17 protein-coding genes and 1 tRNA gene are annotated in these 13,584 nt (G+C 38.1%); 9 read left to right on the top strand and 9 right to left on the bottom strand.

The annotated features are described in order from the left end of the window. The first annotated feature begins 23 nt into the window (after positions 1–23). Both tyrS and pyrF read left to right on the top strand, forming a co-directional pair. Positions 24–1,271: a tyrosine--tRNA ligase gene (gene tyrS, locus P9211_RS06735; RefSeq protein ID WP_012195935.1), complete on the top strand. Its 1,248-nt coding sequence runs from the start codon at positions 24–26 to the stop codon at positions 1,269–1,271. Between the two features lie 19 nt (positions 1,272–1,290). Next, entirely contained in the window at positions 1,291–2,016 is a 726-nt protein-coding gene (gene pyrF / locus P9211_RS06730) for an orotidine-5'-phosphate decarboxylase (protein ID WP_012195934.1), read from the top strand. Here the strand turns inward: pyrF and plsY are convergent. Genes plsY through P9211_RS06705 form a run of 5 tightly spaced genes read right to left on the bottom strand, consistent with a single transcriptional unit; the run spans position 2,013 to position 6,238 of the window. Continuing rightward, positions 2,013–2,633: a glycerol-3-phosphate 1-O-acyltransferase PlsY gene (gene plsY / locus P9211_RS06725; protein ID WP_012195933.1), complete on the bottom strand. Its 621-nt coding sequence runs from the start codon at positions 2,631–2,633 to the stop codon at positions 2,013–2,015. The genes pyrF and plsY overlap by 4 nt on opposite strands. Beyond that, positions 2,633–3,673 carry a DUF3086 domain-containing protein gene (locus P9211_RS06720; RefSeq protein WP_012195932.1) on the bottom strand — a complete coding sequence of 347 codons (1,041 nt, stop codon included), beginning with the start codon at positions 3,671–3,673 and terminating at the stop codon, positions 2,633–2,635. The genes plsY and P9211_RS06720 overlap by 1 nt, the downstream gene beginning before the upstream one ends. A 26-nt stretch (positions 3,674–3,699) precedes the next feature. Then, a complete protein-coding gene (locus P9211_RS06715) occupies positions 3,700–4,140 on the bottom strand; it encodes a DUF3119 family protein (protein WP_012195931.1) in 441 nt (146 codons plus the stop codon). Further along, positions 4,140–4,886: an MlaE family ABC transporter permease gene (locus P9211_RS06710; RefSeq protein ID WP_012195930.1), complete on the bottom strand. Its 747-nt coding sequence runs from the start codon at positions 4,884–4,886 to the stop codon at positions 4,140–4,142. Before P9211_RS06710 ends, P9211_RS06715 begins: the two co-directional genes overlap by 1 nt. Continuing rightward, positions 4,886–6,238, bottom strand: coding sequence for an MFS transporter (locus P9211_RS06705; RefSeq protein ID WP_041391579.1), 1,353 nt, complete (start codon positions 6,236–6,238; stop codon positions 4,886–4,888). Before P9211_RS06705 ends, P9211_RS06710 begins: the two co-directional genes overlap by 1 nt. A 135-nt stretch (positions 6,239–6,373) precedes the next feature. On the opposite strand from P9211_RS06705, the gene P9211_RS06700 reads away from it, so the two are divergent. Continuing rightward, positions 6,374–6,444: transfer RNA gene (locus P9211_RS06700), tRNA-Gly, on the top strand. Positions 6,445–6,458: 14 nt separating this feature from the next. Here the strand turns inward: P9211_RS06700 and P9211_RS06695 are convergent. Then, a complete protein-coding gene (locus P9211_RS06695; protein ID WP_012195928.1) occupies positions 6,459–8,528 on the bottom strand; it encodes a glycogen debranching protein in 2,070 nt (689 codons plus the stop codon). Positions 8,529–8,633: 105 nt separating this feature from the next. Here P9211_RS06695 and P9211_RS06690 point away from each other — a divergent pair, with 105 nt between their 5' ends. The 4 genes from P9211_RS06690 to P9211_RS06670 all read left to right on the top strand — a co-directional run bounded on the left by P9211_RS06690 (position 8,634) and on the right by P9211_RS06670 (position 11,542). Continuing rightward, positions 8,634–9,236 (top strand): MBL fold metallo-hydrolase, encoded by a 603-nt coding sequence (locus P9211_RS06690; RefSeq protein WP_012195927.1) that lies wholly within the window; start codon positions 8,634–8,636, stop codon positions 9,234–9,236. A gap of 173 nt (positions 9,237–9,409) precedes the next feature. Beyond that, positions 9,410–9,688 carry an HU family DNA-binding protein gene (locus tag P9211_RS06685; protein WP_012195926.1) on the top strand — a complete coding sequence of 93 codons (279 nt, stop codon included), beginning with the start codon at positions 9,410–9,412 and terminating at the stop codon, positions 9,686–9,688. Positions 9,689–9,780: 92 nt separating this feature from the next. Then, positions 9,781–10,719 carry a tRNA glutamyl-Q(34) synthetase GluQRS gene (gluQRS, locus tag P9211_RS06680; protein ID WP_012195925.1) on the top strand — a complete coding sequence of 313 codons (939 nt, stop codon included), beginning with the start codon at positions 9,781–9,783 and terminating at the stop codon, positions 10,717–10,719. A 517-nt stretch (positions 10,720–11,236) separates the two neighbouring features. Then, positions 11,237–11,542: a hypothetical protein gene (locus P9211_RS06670; protein ID WP_012195924.1), complete on the top strand. Its 306-nt coding sequence runs from the start codon at positions 11,237–11,239 to the stop codon at positions 11,540–11,542. A 249-nt stretch (positions 11,543–11,791) separates the two neighbouring features. Here P9211_RS06670 and P9211_RS09975 read toward each other — a convergent pair whose 3' ends face one another. Next, positions 11,792–11,923, bottom strand: a complete 132-nt coding sequence (locus P9211_RS09975; protein WP_263969731.1) for a hypothetical protein — start codon at positions 11,921–11,923, stop codon at positions 11,792–11,794. A 22-nt stretch (positions 11,924–11,945) separates the two neighbouring features. On the opposite strand from P9211_RS09975, the gene P9211_RS09600 reads away from it, so the two are divergent. Both P9211_RS09600 and P9211_RS06665 read left to right on the top strand, forming a co-directional pair. Continuing rightward, positions 11,946–12,152, top strand: coding sequence for a hypothetical protein (locus P9211_RS09600; RefSeq protein WP_159088379.1), 207 nt, complete (start codon positions 11,946–11,948; stop codon positions 12,150–12,152). A gap of 104 nt (positions 12,153–12,256) precedes the next feature. Then, positions 12,257–12,508: a hypothetical protein gene (locus P9211_RS06665; RefSeq protein WP_012195922.1), complete on the top strand. Its 252-nt coding sequence runs from the start codon at positions 12,257–12,259 to the stop codon at positions 12,506–12,508. A gap of 44 nt (positions 12,509–12,552) precedes the next feature. Here the strand turns inward: P9211_RS06665 and P9211_RS06660 are convergent, their stop codons facing one another. Together P9211_RS06660 and P9211_RS06655 are read right to left on the bottom strand one after the other, a co-directional pair. Further along, positions 12,553–12,768 carry a hypothetical protein gene (locus P9211_RS06660; RefSeq protein WP_012195921.1) on the bottom strand — a complete coding sequence of 72 codons (216 nt, stop codon included), beginning with the start codon at positions 12,766–12,768 and terminating at the stop codon, positions 12,553–12,555. A 60-nt stretch (positions 12,769–12,828) separates the two neighbouring features. Continuing rightward, the gene (locus P9211_RS06655; protein WP_012195920.1) at positions 12,829–13,089 is read right to left on the bottom strand and encodes a chlorophyll a/b-binding protein; all 261 of its coding nucleotides are present in this window, start codon (positions 13,087–13,089) and stop codon (positions 12,829–12,831) included. Positions 13,090–13,584 lie beyond the last annotated feature (495 nt).

Raw genomic sequence — 13,584 nt, 5'->3', positions numbered from 1 at the left:
GCCTAAATAAAGAAGAATTTCTCATGTCGGAGGAAACAGTTACATTGCCAAGCTGGTTAAGTAGAGGAATCGCTGATTTATTTCCTCTTGCCAGTACCAATGACTCAGATCAAAGCTTGGCAAGACGTTTGATTGAGTCTGAGCAGAATCAAAGCCCTCTAAGAATTAAGCTAGGAATAGATCCCACAGGTTCAGAGATTCATCTTGGGCACAGTATTTTATTTCGAAAACTAAGATCTTTTCAAGATGCAGGTCATATAGCAGTTCTGATTATTGGAGATTTCACTGCTCGTATTGGCGATCCTACGGGTAAAAGCAAAACAAGAAATCAGTTGACATCTGAAGAAGTCGAGAAAAATGCCATTACTTATCTAGAACAACTGGGATATGGCAAATCAAGTGAGACATCTTTACTGGATTTTGAAACCCCTGGACGCATAGAAATACGTCGTAATAGTGAATGGCTCTCAGACTTTGACATGTCAAAGATTATTGATCTTCTAAGTCATGCAACTGTTGGTCAAATGTTGGCAAAGGAAGATTTCGCGAATCGGTATAACTCAGGAACACCAATCTCTTTGCATGAGCTTCTCTACCCTCTTTTGCAAGGCTATGACTCTGTAGCAGTAAAGGCTGATGTTGAATTGGGTGGGACAGACCAAAAATTTAATGTAGCAATGGGACGTGATATCCAACGCCTTTTTGACCAGCGCCCTCAGTTTGGATTGTTATTGCCAATTTTGGTTGGTTTAGATGGTGTTCAAAAAATGAGTAAGACACTTGCTAATACTGTTGCCCTTAAGGATGATGCTCTTTCAATGTATTCCAAATTAGAAAAAATCCCTGATGACCTTGTGAATAGCTACCTTACATTGCTTACCAATCTAGAGCAAACCGACATGCCTTCTAACCTTCGAGAAAAACAAAAGTTAATGGCATTGAATGTCACTGCAAATTTTCATGGAATGCCTGCTGCAATAGCTGCTCAAGAAGATGCGTCTAAGCTTGTTGCTGGTTTGCAAGATTCATTAAGTGATGTCCCTGAAGTCTCAATCAAAAAGGTCAATTTACCAGTTAAGGCTTTTTATTTATTAAGTGCTATTGGTTTATGTAAAAGTAGTAGTGAGGCTAGGCGGCAAATTTTAGGTGGAGCTGTTCGCTTAGATGGCAAGAAAATCCTTGATCCAAACTTGGAGTTTGATAATGATTCAGAGCTCGTTGGGAAGGTGGTGCAATTAGGGAAAAGGACTTTTAGACGCCTTTCTATATAAACCGACCTCGTTGAATTTTATGACTTTAGTTAACCCATCAGAAAAATTAATTCTCGCTTTAGACGGCATGGATGTTTTAGAAGCTTTGTCTTTCATTGATAAAGTTCCTGACTTGATTTGGGTTAAGGTTGGCTTGGAATTATTTGCAACAAGTGGCCTGGAAATCTTTACCGAACTTCGGGCCAGGGGAAAAAAAGTTTTTCTTGATCTGAAGTTCCATGATATTCCTAATACTATGGCTGGGGCATGTTATCGAGCAGCAAGGAATGGTGCAGAGTTAATTACAGTGCATGCTTGCGCAGGTAGCAAAGCTCTTTTAGTAGCCAATGAAGCTGCTAAGAAAGGAGCCGCTTCGGTGGGCTTACCATCTCCAACATTGTTGGGAGTTACTGTTTTAACAAGTTGGACGTCCTATGAATTTGGTGATGAGCTAGACATTCATCACTCTTTAGAGAAAAGGGTAGAGCACTTGGCTCAATTGGCCTTCAAAGCTGGCCTAGGAGGCTGTATCTGTTCACCTTGCGAGGTAAAAAGATTAAGAGAAATTTTCCCTGAATCGTTCGAACTAATAACCCCTGGTATTCGCTTCTTAGATAGTGGATTAGATGATCAAGCAAGAGTTATGCAACCAAGAGACGCATTCACTTCTGGTGCTTCACGATTGGTTTTAGGAAGAATAATTACTCGATCTACTAATCCTGCTGAGGCCTTTACAAGGGTTTGTAGAGACATACAAACAGATTAATTTATTTTTCCAATTCTTGGTTCGTCACCATTAAGTAGTCGTTTTAGGTTAGCTCTGTGCCTCCATAGCACCATTATCATTGCAGCAAAGCTTGCAATTATGTATGCGTTCAGGAAACTTGCTTCTTGCAAACTTAAAAACATAAGTATAGGTAGACTTATGGCAGCAGAAATACTTGATAAAGAGACGATTTTACTTGAACTGAGCACTGCCATGAAAATGCCCAAAGAAGCAAGACCAACTTGCCAAGATATCCCTAAGAATACTCCTAGACCTGTGGCTACTGCTTTCCCCCCTTTCCAGTTAAGCCATATTGGCCATATGTGCCCGGATAATGCTGCAATCCCGCAAATAACGTGAAAGGATGGACTTAGGAATAGACTCTTTGCAATTAATATTGAGCCAATACCTTTACTTACGTCAATAAGAAAGACTATTAATGCAGCTTTCTTTCCTACATGCCTTAGGACATTTGTTGCACCAGTAGACCCTGAACCAACTTTTCTAAGATCGATCCCTTTTAGCCATTTGCCAGCAATGAAACCACTCGGGAATGATCCAAGTGAGTAGCTAACACCTATGCACAAAAATGCAAGAAAAATCTTTGTTAATTCCATTAGATAATTTCTTCGTCAAGGTAAATTTCCTGGGGACTCGCCGCGAAGGCAAGCCAAATTGGGAATTGAAGTATCGGTATTTCAACGCCCTTTTCTGCAGCATCAATAATAATAACTGGGACCTCATCGCGCTCTTCAAGCCTATCAGCTTTTTCTATCAGTCCATCAGCACGCTCAAAAAGAACTATCCCACTATTTGGTCCAAAATCTTCTCTACTTAAGCCTAAAGCATCTTGGAGCCCACGTCGCCATTCCCCTAGTCGTTCAGGTTGACTTGCCAACACAAGGACTTGGAATTGGTCTCCATATAGCTCGCCGAGAATAGCAATTAGACCAGAAGCGACTAAAACATTTTTAGATCTATTGCCTCTACTGGGTTGGGCGCCTCTGCCACCCATGTTAAAGAACCAGTCTTCCAAAAGCTCTATATCTTTAGGCTCAAGACTCCTTCGTAATTTCCAGGGATCAGCATAAAAGTCAGGCTCTTTTCTAAATTGTTCAAGGCAGGTACGTATTAACTCTTCGTCTGGTTTGAAAGTTTCTGCTATTGCTGTAGAAGTTTCTACTGGTTGATTGGATATTGCTTCTTGGCTTTTATCAAGGGGCGAGGGCGAAAGCATTACTGGTTGGCTGATTAGTTCAAGTTGCTCAGCTGATTGAGCTAAGTCTTGAAGTGCCCCTGTTAAATAGTCTTGAAAACCTTTAACTCTTCTAGCAATCGCATCTGACTGCCCTGAAAAAGAAGTTTTGAATTCTTTTTCAATCTGGGACTTTCTTTCTGACAAATCGGCGAGTTCGCCTTCTAATGCAATTCTCTTTTCTGTGAGATCTTGGAGAGCTACTTCTAGAATTTGTGCGAGGTTCGCTTCTGATGGAGGTTTTTGGGGATCTTTTGGAGTTGGAGCTTTGAATTCATTTGTCGATTCGTATTTACTCTCCTCTAAGGGAACTCGAAAACTTGGATCATCAATAGACGCTTTCTCCCCATCCTTGCTTTCTGTTGAAGATTGAGTGTTTTCTGGGAGCTCGGCTTCAGTCATTAAATATTTCTCTTGTTAGGTGGATTTTATGATGGAACTTTTTGGTTGTTTTCATTAAGTATTTGAAGCTTCCCAACATGAATCTTAAGTTGCTCTTCAAGCATTTTTGTGTTGAAAAGGATTGGTAATAAATGAGGACTGGCTTCTTCGCGAAAGTAAAGAAGTCCAGGTAACTTAGGCAGTAAAATACGCCATGCGATCCATTTTTTAAAGGGGAAACGTCGTAATTCTCTCCCTAATTGTAAAACGATTAGTTCTTTCGACGTAAATTTCAATCTAAGAGTGAATGATTGGAGTAGTAGGAAAAGACCAAATCCACTTATAACTAAAGTAGGCCAGGGCCTAATTGGTAGTAGTAATAAAGGGAATCCCATTGACATTATGAAGAGAGGTAATCGATACATTGGAGTCAGAATTACACCGTCTTCGTCTTGAATATTGGGTTGAAGTGAAGATTTTGAAAACATTAGCCGAAAAGTACTTTGGTTAAAAGGACATCCATTAATGAGACACTTAATAATGTCATAACTACAGCTCCAGTAGTACTTGTTCCAACTTCTTTAGCGCCACCTCTAGTAGTAAGCCCCCATCCACAGGCAATAACAGCAATTTGAAAGCCAAATACTACTGCTTTAATAAGCATGAAAGGGATATCACTGATAACTAACCATTCATTCACTGAATTCCAAAATACATTTATTGGAATGCTGTAAAAGTACGTACTACTGATTTGGCCACTCCATAAAGCCACTGTAAAAAATAGCAGGCATTGCAAAGGAGCCATTATGACCATTGCAATCACTCTAGGGACAACCAGGTAATCAATTGGATCAGTTTGGAGCATTGTGATTGCATCGATCTGCTCAGTAACCTTCATCGTTCCAAGTTGAGCGGCATATGCTGTTGCCACTTTTCCTGTTAAAAGAGTTGCCGTAAGTAAAGGAGCAATTTCTCTTGCTAATCCAATGGCTAGGAGACCACCAACTTCTGAACCGACTCCTTGTCTACTTAGTTCAGCTGCGACCTGAATATTAAAAACCGTGCCTGCTGAAATCCCTGTGATTAAAACGATAATGAAACTTGCTGGACCAGCTTCCATTAATTGATCAATTAAGTCTGACTTGTTTATATTCCCTTTTGTCGAAGAAGTTATTGCTTGACCTCCTATAAGCATGCTTGATCCCAGTCTTTTTAGCCAGCGAGGTGATTTCATTAATTAGCAGTTTGAAGTGGAGAGGGGGTGTCATTCCAACCTTTCATTATGTATATCCCGCTGCCTACAAGTAATGATGGGATTAAACCCATACATATACGTATTGTTGTTATAGCGCTATCAGGTTGGTCAATACAGCTTGTTATTTTTAAGCATTCATTTGAAGAAATATAGCCTGCGAGAGAAAGAAGCAATCCTAATAGTTGAACACTTAGGCCAATTCCAAGTTTTTGAATTAAGACCATCCAGGCTGTATAAATTCCTGCAGGTTTTTCTGGATCAGCGTCAATTGCATCTGGTAGAAGCGACCATGGAATTAGGTATGCAGTTGATGCGCCAAAACCAACCAGCGTAATTGTTAACAATAAAAGAAGCATTTTTGAGCTCTCTAAACTAGTTATGTTTAAAAGGTTCCCTAATGAGAAATCGGAAGATAGTGGCGGCAGCAGCATGGCTATTAGGCAAGCCGTTATCCAGATTGAGCCTCCTTTATATAATGCTTTCAATCTGGAGTATCTATTGGAGTAGAAACTCCAGAATTGAAGGCCTAATAGAGCACTTATTTGAAAAGGAATGGGGATCCATTTTGAAAACCCTGTTGGTACCTTCATAACTTGCTCAAGATAAATGAGGGAAACTGTTTGCATTAATTGAAGACCGCACCAAAGAAGTAGATAAAGCCCAATGATTTGTATAAAACGCTTGTTCTTAAGAATTCTTTTTAGTTGAAGTTTAAATGGCTCAGACTTTTCTATTGGCTTTCTTGCTTTTTTCGCGAAAGGTGCAAGCCCCCAGCATGAGATTAAAGTCGTAATGGTAGCCAAAGAGCCAGTTATTCGACCCATCATTAAATAGCCATCATTTCCATTGGCCAAAAGCCTTGCAGCAATAATCAAACCACTTAAACCAGCAAGAATTGATCCAGTAAATCTTGCTGCATTTAAACGAGTCCTAATAGATGTTTTGGGAGTGAGTTCTGTTGATAATGCTGCGAATGGAAGGTTTACGCTTGTATAGGCGGTCATCAGAAGAACTGTAATGGCTATGTAATACGCTGTTTTTTCAGTTGTATTTCCTGGTGGCACCCACCAAATAGCAGCAAGACTTATACCTAATGGAGTGGCTGCTCCAATCATCCATGGAAGGCGAGGTCCCCATCGGGATTTTGTGTGATCACTTAACCAACCAATTAATGGATCATTGATTGCATCCCAAACTTTTATAACCATTAATAAAGAACCAGCTATGAACGCAGGCAGTCCGGCGGCCCCTGTAAAGAAAGGGAAAAGATAAAAGCCAAGCTGAGTAGCAGCCAATCCTGTGCCAGAATCCCCTAGTCCATAGGAAATCATTAGCCTTCTGCGCCCCCTTTCAATTGGCGATCTGGATTTTGTCAAGCTATTTGGAAGGGCAGGCACAAGGTAATAATGTAAGAAGTGCTAAATCAAGACTCAGATAATATGTGATCTGGAGACTTGATTCTTAGCGCGGGCGTAGTTTAGTGGTAAAACCTCAGCCTTCCAAGCTGATGATGCGGGTTCGATTCCCGCCGCCCGCTTTAGAAAGTACACTTCAAATTCTTAGCTTTTTTGTATATTCTTTAGCAACCAATACCACGAGGCTTTTGCTTTCTATCTCAATCTCAAGTTGATTAGAAAGTCTAAATAGGCCGTACTCTTTTTGGGTGAGTAAAGTTGTATCTAATATTTTTACCCATGGTGATAATGGCTTAGGCAATTCGAACTTCATAGATTGATTGAATGCATTGAATCCCATCCATATAATGGCTCCTTCTTTTGCTTTGTTAATGCTAAAACCTATTGTATTAGACCAACTTCCCCAGTCTGGGGCATTAATTTTAACTCCATGCCATTGAACCCATAACTTCTCTTGACTTTGCAGAGAAGGTGAGTCTGAATTTATGTTGATTAAGGGAGCAAAGAAATCTGACAGTTCTTTCCTTATATAAATACACATTGAGACAAAACTCCTCAGCTCATTATCACAATTATCAGTCCTCCAAATCATCCAACCTAGAGGGTTGTCCTGACACCAAGCATTATTATTTCCTCCTTGACTTCTTCCAACCTCATCCCCCATAAGAATCATTGGAATACCAGGGGATAAAAGAAGAGTAGCAATAAGATTTCTTTGATTCTTACTTCTAATAAGATTTACTTTTTTATTTGTAGTTGGACCTTCTATCCCATTATTACAGCTATTGTTATGATTTTCTCCATCACGATTACTCTCACCATTAGAAAGATTATGCTTTAAATTAAAACTAACTAAATCTTTAAGTGTAAAGCCATCATGGGAAGTAATAAAATTGATAGATTTCTGTGCACTTTTAAAATTATCTTTATATAATTCAGGACTTCCAGTTAGGCGATCTTTTAAGGGCCAAGTACTATTTTTATCTCCGTTCCAGAATCTTCGAATATCATCCCTGAAATGACCATTCCAAGTGCAGCATCTTTTAGCGGGAAAATCAGAAAGTCTATAAAGCCCTCCACAATCCCATGGCTCACTTATTAACTTTAAATCACTTAATGCAGGATCACTTTCTATCTCTTCAAAAAGAGGAGGAGAATCAAGCGGCTTAAGATCTTTTCCCCTACTTAAAGATATCCCTAAATCAAAACGAAAACCATCTACACCTAGCTCATTTGCCCAACAGCGCATTGATTCAAGTATTAATTGCCTTACAAGAGGATTATTTGCTGCAATAGTGTTTCCGCAACCCGTGACATCTAAATACTTACCTTCTTTATTTTGATGATAATAAGTTGACTCTGCAAATCCCTTCCAGCTAATTATTGGACCCTTTTCATTACCTTCTGTTGTGTGATTGTATACAACGTCTAGAATTACTTCTAAATCATTTTTATGACAAACTTTTATGAAATTACGAAATTGGTCTCTTGCATTTATTGGATTGTTACTTGCAATAAAACTGTGATGTGGTGTGAACCAATTGATTGGGCTATAACCCCAATAATTATTCAGGCCATATGGAGAATCCGTTGTATCGAATGCAAAAACTGGTAAAAGTTCAAGAGTTGTTACTCCTAGTTGCTTTAGGTAGGGTATCTTTTCAATCAAGCCAAGAAAAGTACCTTTAATCTTATCCTTGACGTCAGATTCAGAGCTTTTAGTGAATCCTCCAACATGTAACTCATAAATAATTGTTTTATCCCATGAATGTTTTGGACGAGGATAGGATTGGAAGTCAAATTGATCTCTTTCAGTTACTATACTTTTGAGACATTTATCTATGTTTGTGGATAGACCTGTTGCAGACTCTCTTTGAAATATATTCCATCCTGCGATACCTCTAGAGCATGGGTCTAATAATATCTTTCTAGAAAAGATATCTTGCTTACAAGTACTTCTATTTCCAATTACTCTATAGCAGTAGAAGCATCCAGTATTTATACCTTCAACTTCAATATGCCAATAGTCTCCTGATCTATGGTTCTTATCAAGGGTTAGTATTTTCTTCGGCTGTAAGTCATCTTCATTTTTAAAAATAAGTAACTCTATATAGCTTGCTTCAGGTGAAGCTACAGAGAAATTTACTCCTCGACTAGTTATGCTACTGCCAAGTGGCCATGGAGAACCTTTATGAATTTTGCCCACTGGCCTTTTCTTCTCTATCAGTAAGCATTAAGTACAAACTAGTTGTTTAGATTTTTTTGGCAACATTCTTTTTTTAACTTTATTCCCTAGTTCAACTAACACAGTATGCAAGTGAGTGAAAAAATTTGGGTTTTCCATTCTAAAAACGCTAGTGAAGGAGTTACTTCATGGTGGTTGAACTGCGATCCTGAGCCTGTTTTGATCGATTGTCCTGATATAACAACAAGTTTGCTTGACCAATTGACTGAATTGGCAAATGGACGAAAACCAAGAATTCTTTTGACGAATAAATACTCTCACGGGAAGGTTAGACAATTACAACAAACACTTGGTTGGTCTGTTTTGCTACAAGAGCAGGAAGCTTATCTTCTTCCTGGTCTTGAGTCTTTGGAAAGCTTCTCAGAGGAGTTTCAAACACCTTCCGGCTTGAAATTGCTTTGGACTCCTGGTCCGACTCCAGGAAGCTGTGTTGTATACGCACCTCCTCCTTCCAACGTGCTTTTCTGTGGTCGTTTGTTAATACCAGCATCATCTTCTGAATTGATAGCTTCTCGGACAAAAAAGACTTTTCACTGGTCGATTCAGCAGAGGAGCTTGGTTAAGCTTCGGCACTGGCTTCCTCGAGAATCCAATCCCTTACTTGCATCAGGGACGGGCTTCGGCTTGTTAGCAAAGCAAAAGTTGCTTCGCTGGGATGCTTGGAAATAGCACAAAATGACCTGAATTTAAAAACTGTTTTTTGTATAAAGCTTTGCCTTACTAACTTTTTGAGTTGCTTCTAAGGCGTTACGTCCATACCATTAGCGAGTTCGAGTATTTGAAGGACTGATTCCTTTTTAGGTCTCTTCCGCCTTTACTCTCTGCAAAAACTAATTTTCCCAATGAACAAAGCAGATCTGGTCAACCTTGTTGCAGCTCGTACCGAGCTGACAAAAACAGACGTTGCACTTGTTATCGATGCCGCCATAGACACCATCATCGATTCAGTGGTGGAGGGTAAAAAAGTCTCCATTCTTGGATTTGGTTCTTTCGAACCTCGTGATCGCTCTGCCAGACAAGGCCTTAATCCAAAAACTGGTGAGAAAATTAAGATTCCTGCTAAGCGAGTACCTGCTTTTACAGCTGGCAAATTATTTAAGGATCGCGTTCAAGCAGGCTGATTATTGCTTTGTAGAAGAGCTTTTACTTGTTTGACAGTTAGGTTACCTAGCTCTTTAAAAGGGCCTATTTTACTAACTCTTCTTACTAGTAAATGGCTACTTGTAAGTCACTAAATGAAGGCTTGTTCGAGGCCTTTAATGTTGGAAAGTCCCTAAGGGGGAAGGGGTATTGCGGACGCTTTGCTCCTTCTCCCACAGGCCCACTTCATTTGGGCAATCTTCGTACCGCTTTGGTCTCTTGGTTGAAAGCGCGTATGAGCCAGGGGAAATGGCTTCTTCGAATAGATGATCTAGATACTCCTAGGAATCGTCCTGGCGCCATAGAGAGTATTCAAAATGATCTTCTTTGGCTTGGTTTGTCCTGGGATGATCAGGTTGTTTTTCAAAGTCAAAGAATAGATTTGTATGTTTCAGCCCTTTCTTTCTTTAAAAGCCAGGGTAAAATTTTTGCTTGTCAATGCACTAGGAAAACTTTAGACAAAGATAATAATACCTTTGGAGAATTTATTACTTATTCTGGAAAATGCAAGAACTTAGGATTAGATTTGGAACCTAAAAAAGATCAATTAACTTCTTGGCGCCTGAAAGTAAATAAAAAATTTTCTCGAACTGCTGGTGATCTCATTGTAAGAAGATCAGATGGATTTATTGCATATCATTTGGCAACTGTTGTTGATGAGTTAACGCTTGGGATTAATGAAGTTATTAGAGGCAATGACCTTAACCCAGCAATGTATGTACAATTGGCAATTTTTGATGCCTTTAACCAGTCCCCAATTTCTTATGGGCATGTTCCTCTAATGCTAAACTCCGATGGCACTAAGCTCTCTAAAAGACATGGTGGAGTTTGCGTGGACTCCTTGAAGAAGCAAGGTATGAACTCATCAAAAGTCATTGGATGCCTAGCATCTGATCTAAAATTAGTTCCATCTAATACAGAACTATCATCTCTTGAACTTTTAGATTACCTAAGAAGTAAGAAGACAAATCTTGATAATTTGCTTCAGGAAAGATTCACCTCAGAAAACTAAATTTAGGTTTAAAATGAAGAATATTAATCTTTACAAATTCACCTTGTTAAGACTTAGACAAATGGAAAGTAATCAGTTACTTATATTTATAATTTTGATATTAGGCTTTGAAAGTTTCTTTTCCAGTGTTAAGTCAGAACATTTTTATGACGTTAACCTTTTGACCAATAATTGTATTAAATCTAGGCTTTTAAGAGATTGTAGACTGGCCTTAACTAAATCAGAAGCATTCCAATTGTATGCAGTTTCAAAAGGAAGGTATGACTGTCAAACACGTTTAATAGGTTTACAATCAGATTTAACAATGATGATATTAAATCCATCTACAAAGAAACAATCAGCATTGGTTATGCTGGAGGATCTAAAGAATTCCTGCAACAATTTTTAAAGCCTTGTGAAGAACAAAAGTTCAATATTTTCATTAATAAGACAGGCTTTAATCTTTAATTTTTCCTATTCGGTGTAAAGTAAAGAATGTTTTCTACCTACTGCTAGCAGATTATTTTTATTTTGACTAATGGCTGAATCAAAAAAAGTTTCTGAAGGAGAGGCTAAATCCCAAAAGCCAGATTCTTTAGACCGTAACGTAAAATCTAAGAAATCAGCAAAAGCTTCTTCTAATTCTACGGTTGAGGCAAATGCAAGTAAGGAAGATGTCCTTTTAAGAATTCCTGGAGTTTTAGAATATAAAGTTCCTAGTAAAAAAACCAGGATTATCCTAGGAGCTCTTGTACTAGCATTAAATATGCTGCTGCTTGTTGCAGTTGGCCTTTATTTCTATGTCCCAGGATTTAAAGACTTTATATATAATATTGGTCGCTAGAATAGTTATTAAAGAATATACAAATAACCTGGTAGCAGAATATATTTCACCCTTTCAATGAATACCTTGTAAATTATTTTATATAGTCAGTATTTAAACTTAAAAAAAGTTCTTTTTGACCTGTCAGCAGAACCTCATTAGATTTTACTTTTAAAGCATAAAAAAAGAGACCCTGCCGAAGGCAGGGTCTCTTTGAGATTCAACAAGGAAGTCTTTCCTAGTTTCGACTCCTTAGTGAATCTCAACTCCTCACGTTTTCATTATTGCCAATGTTTCTATATTTGCAACCATCCTTACTGCAACTAGGGCAACTGTCACAGTGACAGTTGGGGGAGGTGACTGACCAAAGTTAAAAATGAAGAATGCTAAAGATTTCTGCATTAGCAAGTCTTTTCAGGGTTTAATGTCACAACTGATACCAAAGGAGCCGTTCATGAGTAATCCAAGGCAGTCAGGCTTTAACAATGGCAAGGCACCTCTTCAGAGGAAAACAACTTTAAAATGGAGTGTTGATGGAGAGCTTTCAGCTGTTGATATGACAAGAATTCTTGAAAGGCTTGAAAATACTGAATTAATAGAGTGTGATTTGACCTGCAATTTAGAAGATTAATCTGTAGTTGCTCTTGGCTAGCATTTCTTTATAAGGCTAACTTTTGCTTTTGCAGTTAAAAATTTATAAGATTATAAGAGTTTCTTATTAATTAGGCTATTTAGATGAAAGTAGTTTTTATTGTAGCTTCTACTATCTTAGCTATCTTAATAACAATTCTTTTAGTAAAAAATTCTTTGAATAAGTACGGATCTGCTTTTGAGGCTGATCAACAATGTCATGCTGACATGCAGAATAATTATGTAGAAGACTCTACCTTTGGTTGTGATCATGACCTGGAGACTAGGCAGTGGATCCTTTTCAATAAAGGCGTTGAAGCAGCCCCAGCAATCGTTTTGGAAAGATATAGATATTAATAATGCATATAACCCCTGAGCTACTTTGTATAATTAAGTGGTGCTTACTTGGTAAGTCTATCTCTAACTTTAGGAAATATTACTATTGCCATAATAATGCATATTATGGCAGTCAAGGAAAAAGTGGTTAATTGTCCTATAGAACCAGCGTTATAAATACTTTTCTGAAGTAGTGGGTAGTCAATTAAGGATCCAAATGTCCCCCAAATTATTACCCAAGTTGATACATAGGCAATACCAATCCAATCCTTTCTGCTCATAATTAACTATAGAGAAGTCTTTTGGTTACATCTTAAAGGAATTTTAGACGGTTTTGATAATCAGCCGATACCAAAAATACTGTGAGTTGTTGCTTGGCCTCCAAATACTATTTCAGTGATTACAAGCATTAAGAACCCAAACATTGCAGCTCTTCCATTGACTAGCTCTGCATTTTGATTGAACCCGAAAACTTTTTCTACAGCTTCTCCGCTATTGTCTATCCATTTTGCCTCTGTGAGACTCGCTTTGCTGACTTGTTCTAAAGATGAAAGCTTGTTCTTCGTAAAGTTGTTTTCTGAGTCGGAAGGAGAATCTGGCATTACTTAAAAGTTCCCATATTTAAAAATTCTATTTGCTTTTCCTTTTTCTTCGACCCTTTTTTTTGAGTTTCTTGACCATTCGCGTTGATTTCTCCAATAAGTATCTACTTTCTACGATATTTAACCTAAACCCAATTATTGAGATGAAAACAACTATAAAAAAAATAATAATGTAATTATTCATAGTTATTGGATGCTGATAGTATCAGCCTAATATGTGAAAATAAGTTTTTCCTATTTTATTAAATTAAATTCTTATTACTCTCGAAGATTAGAAGAACCTATTTATAGGATTGAGTTGATGGGGCAGAATTTTCTTCATAGATTTAATATCTTTTTGGCTTAGTCTGGGCAATATTCGCTTGCATAGTTTTTAAATGTGTTTTAATTTTTGCAGATTTGATAACTGGTGTAGAATTTCAGAAGGATCTTTTCTTGATAGCCACAAAAAAGTAAGCAGATGCCTTCATTGATAGATGTCTCTTGGTTAATCCC

It is taken from the genome of Prochlorococcus marinus str. MIT 9211 (assembly GCF_000018585.1).
In the GTDB taxonomy this organism is placed as follows: Bacteria; Cyanobacteriota; Cyanobacteriia; order PCC-6307; family Cyanobiaceae; genus Prochlorococcus_D; species Prochlorococcus_D marinus_B.
This window is presented reverse-complemented; position numbering and strand designations above follow the sequence as displayed.

Excerpts from the sequence above, each read along its gene's own strand:
- tyrS (WP_012195935.1), top strand. The coding sequence starts at position 24 with ATGTCGGAGGAAACAGTTACATTGCCAAGCTGGTTAAGTAGAGGAATC.
- pyrF (WP_012195934.1), top strand. The coding sequence starts at position 1,291 with ATGACTTTAGTTAACCCATCAGAAAAATTAATTCTCGCTTTAGACGGC.
- plsY (WP_012195933.1), bottom strand. The coding sequence starts at position 2,633 with ATGGAATTAACAAAGATTTTTCTTGCATTTTTGTGCATAGGTGTTAGC.
- P9211_RS06720 (WP_012195932.1), bottom strand. The coding sequence starts at position 3,673 with ATGACTGAAGCCGAGCTCCCAGAAAACACTCAATCTTCAACAGAAAGC.
- P9211_RS06715 (WP_012195931.1), bottom strand. The coding sequence starts at position 4,140 with ATGTTTTCAAAATCTTCACTTCAACCCAATATTCAAGACGAAGACGGT.
- P9211_RS06710 (WP_012195930.1), bottom strand. The coding sequence starts at position 4,886 with ATGAAATCACCTCGCTGGCTAAAAAGACTGGGATCAAGCATGCTTATA.
- P9211_RS06705 (WP_041391579.1), bottom strand. The coding sequence starts at position 6,238 with ATGATTTCCTATGGACTAGGGGATTCTGGCACAGGATTGGCTGCTACT.
- P9211_RS06690 (WP_012195927.1), top strand. The coding sequence starts at position 8,634 with ATGCAAGTGAGTGAAAAAATTTGGGTTTTCCATTCTAAAAACGCTAGT.
- P9211_RS06685 (WP_012195926.1), top strand. The coding sequence starts at position 9,410 with ATGAACAAAGCAGATCTGGTCAACCTTGTTGCAGCTCGTACCGAGCTG.
- gluQRS (WP_012195925.1), top strand. The coding sequence starts at position 9,781 with ATGGCTACTTGTAAGTCACTAAATGAAGGCTTGTTCGAGGCCTTTAAT.
- P9211_RS06670 (WP_012195924.1), top strand. The coding sequence starts at position 11,237 with ATGGCTGAATCAAAAAAAGTTTCTGAAGGAGAGGCTAAATCCCAAAAG.
- P9211_RS09975 (WP_263969731.1), bottom strand. The coding sequence starts at position 11,923 with ATGCAGAAATCTTTAGCATTCTTCATTTTTAACTTTGGTCAGTCACCT.
- P9211_RS09600 (WP_159088379.1), top strand. The coding sequence starts at position 11,946 with ATGTCACAACTGATACCAAAGGAGCCGTTCATGAGTAATCCAAGGCAG.
- P9211_RS06665 (WP_012195922.1), top strand. The coding sequence starts at position 12,257 with ATGAAAGTAGTTTTTATTGTAGCTTCTACTATCTTAGCTATCTTAATA.
- P9211_RS06660 (WP_012195921.1), bottom strand. The coding sequence starts at position 12,768 with ATGAGCAGAAAGGATTGGATTGGTATTGCCTATGTATCAACTTGGGTA.
- P9211_RS06655 (WP_012195920.1), bottom strand. The coding sequence starts at position 13,089 with ATGCCAGATTCTCCTTCCGACTCAGAAAACAACTTTACGAAGAACAAG.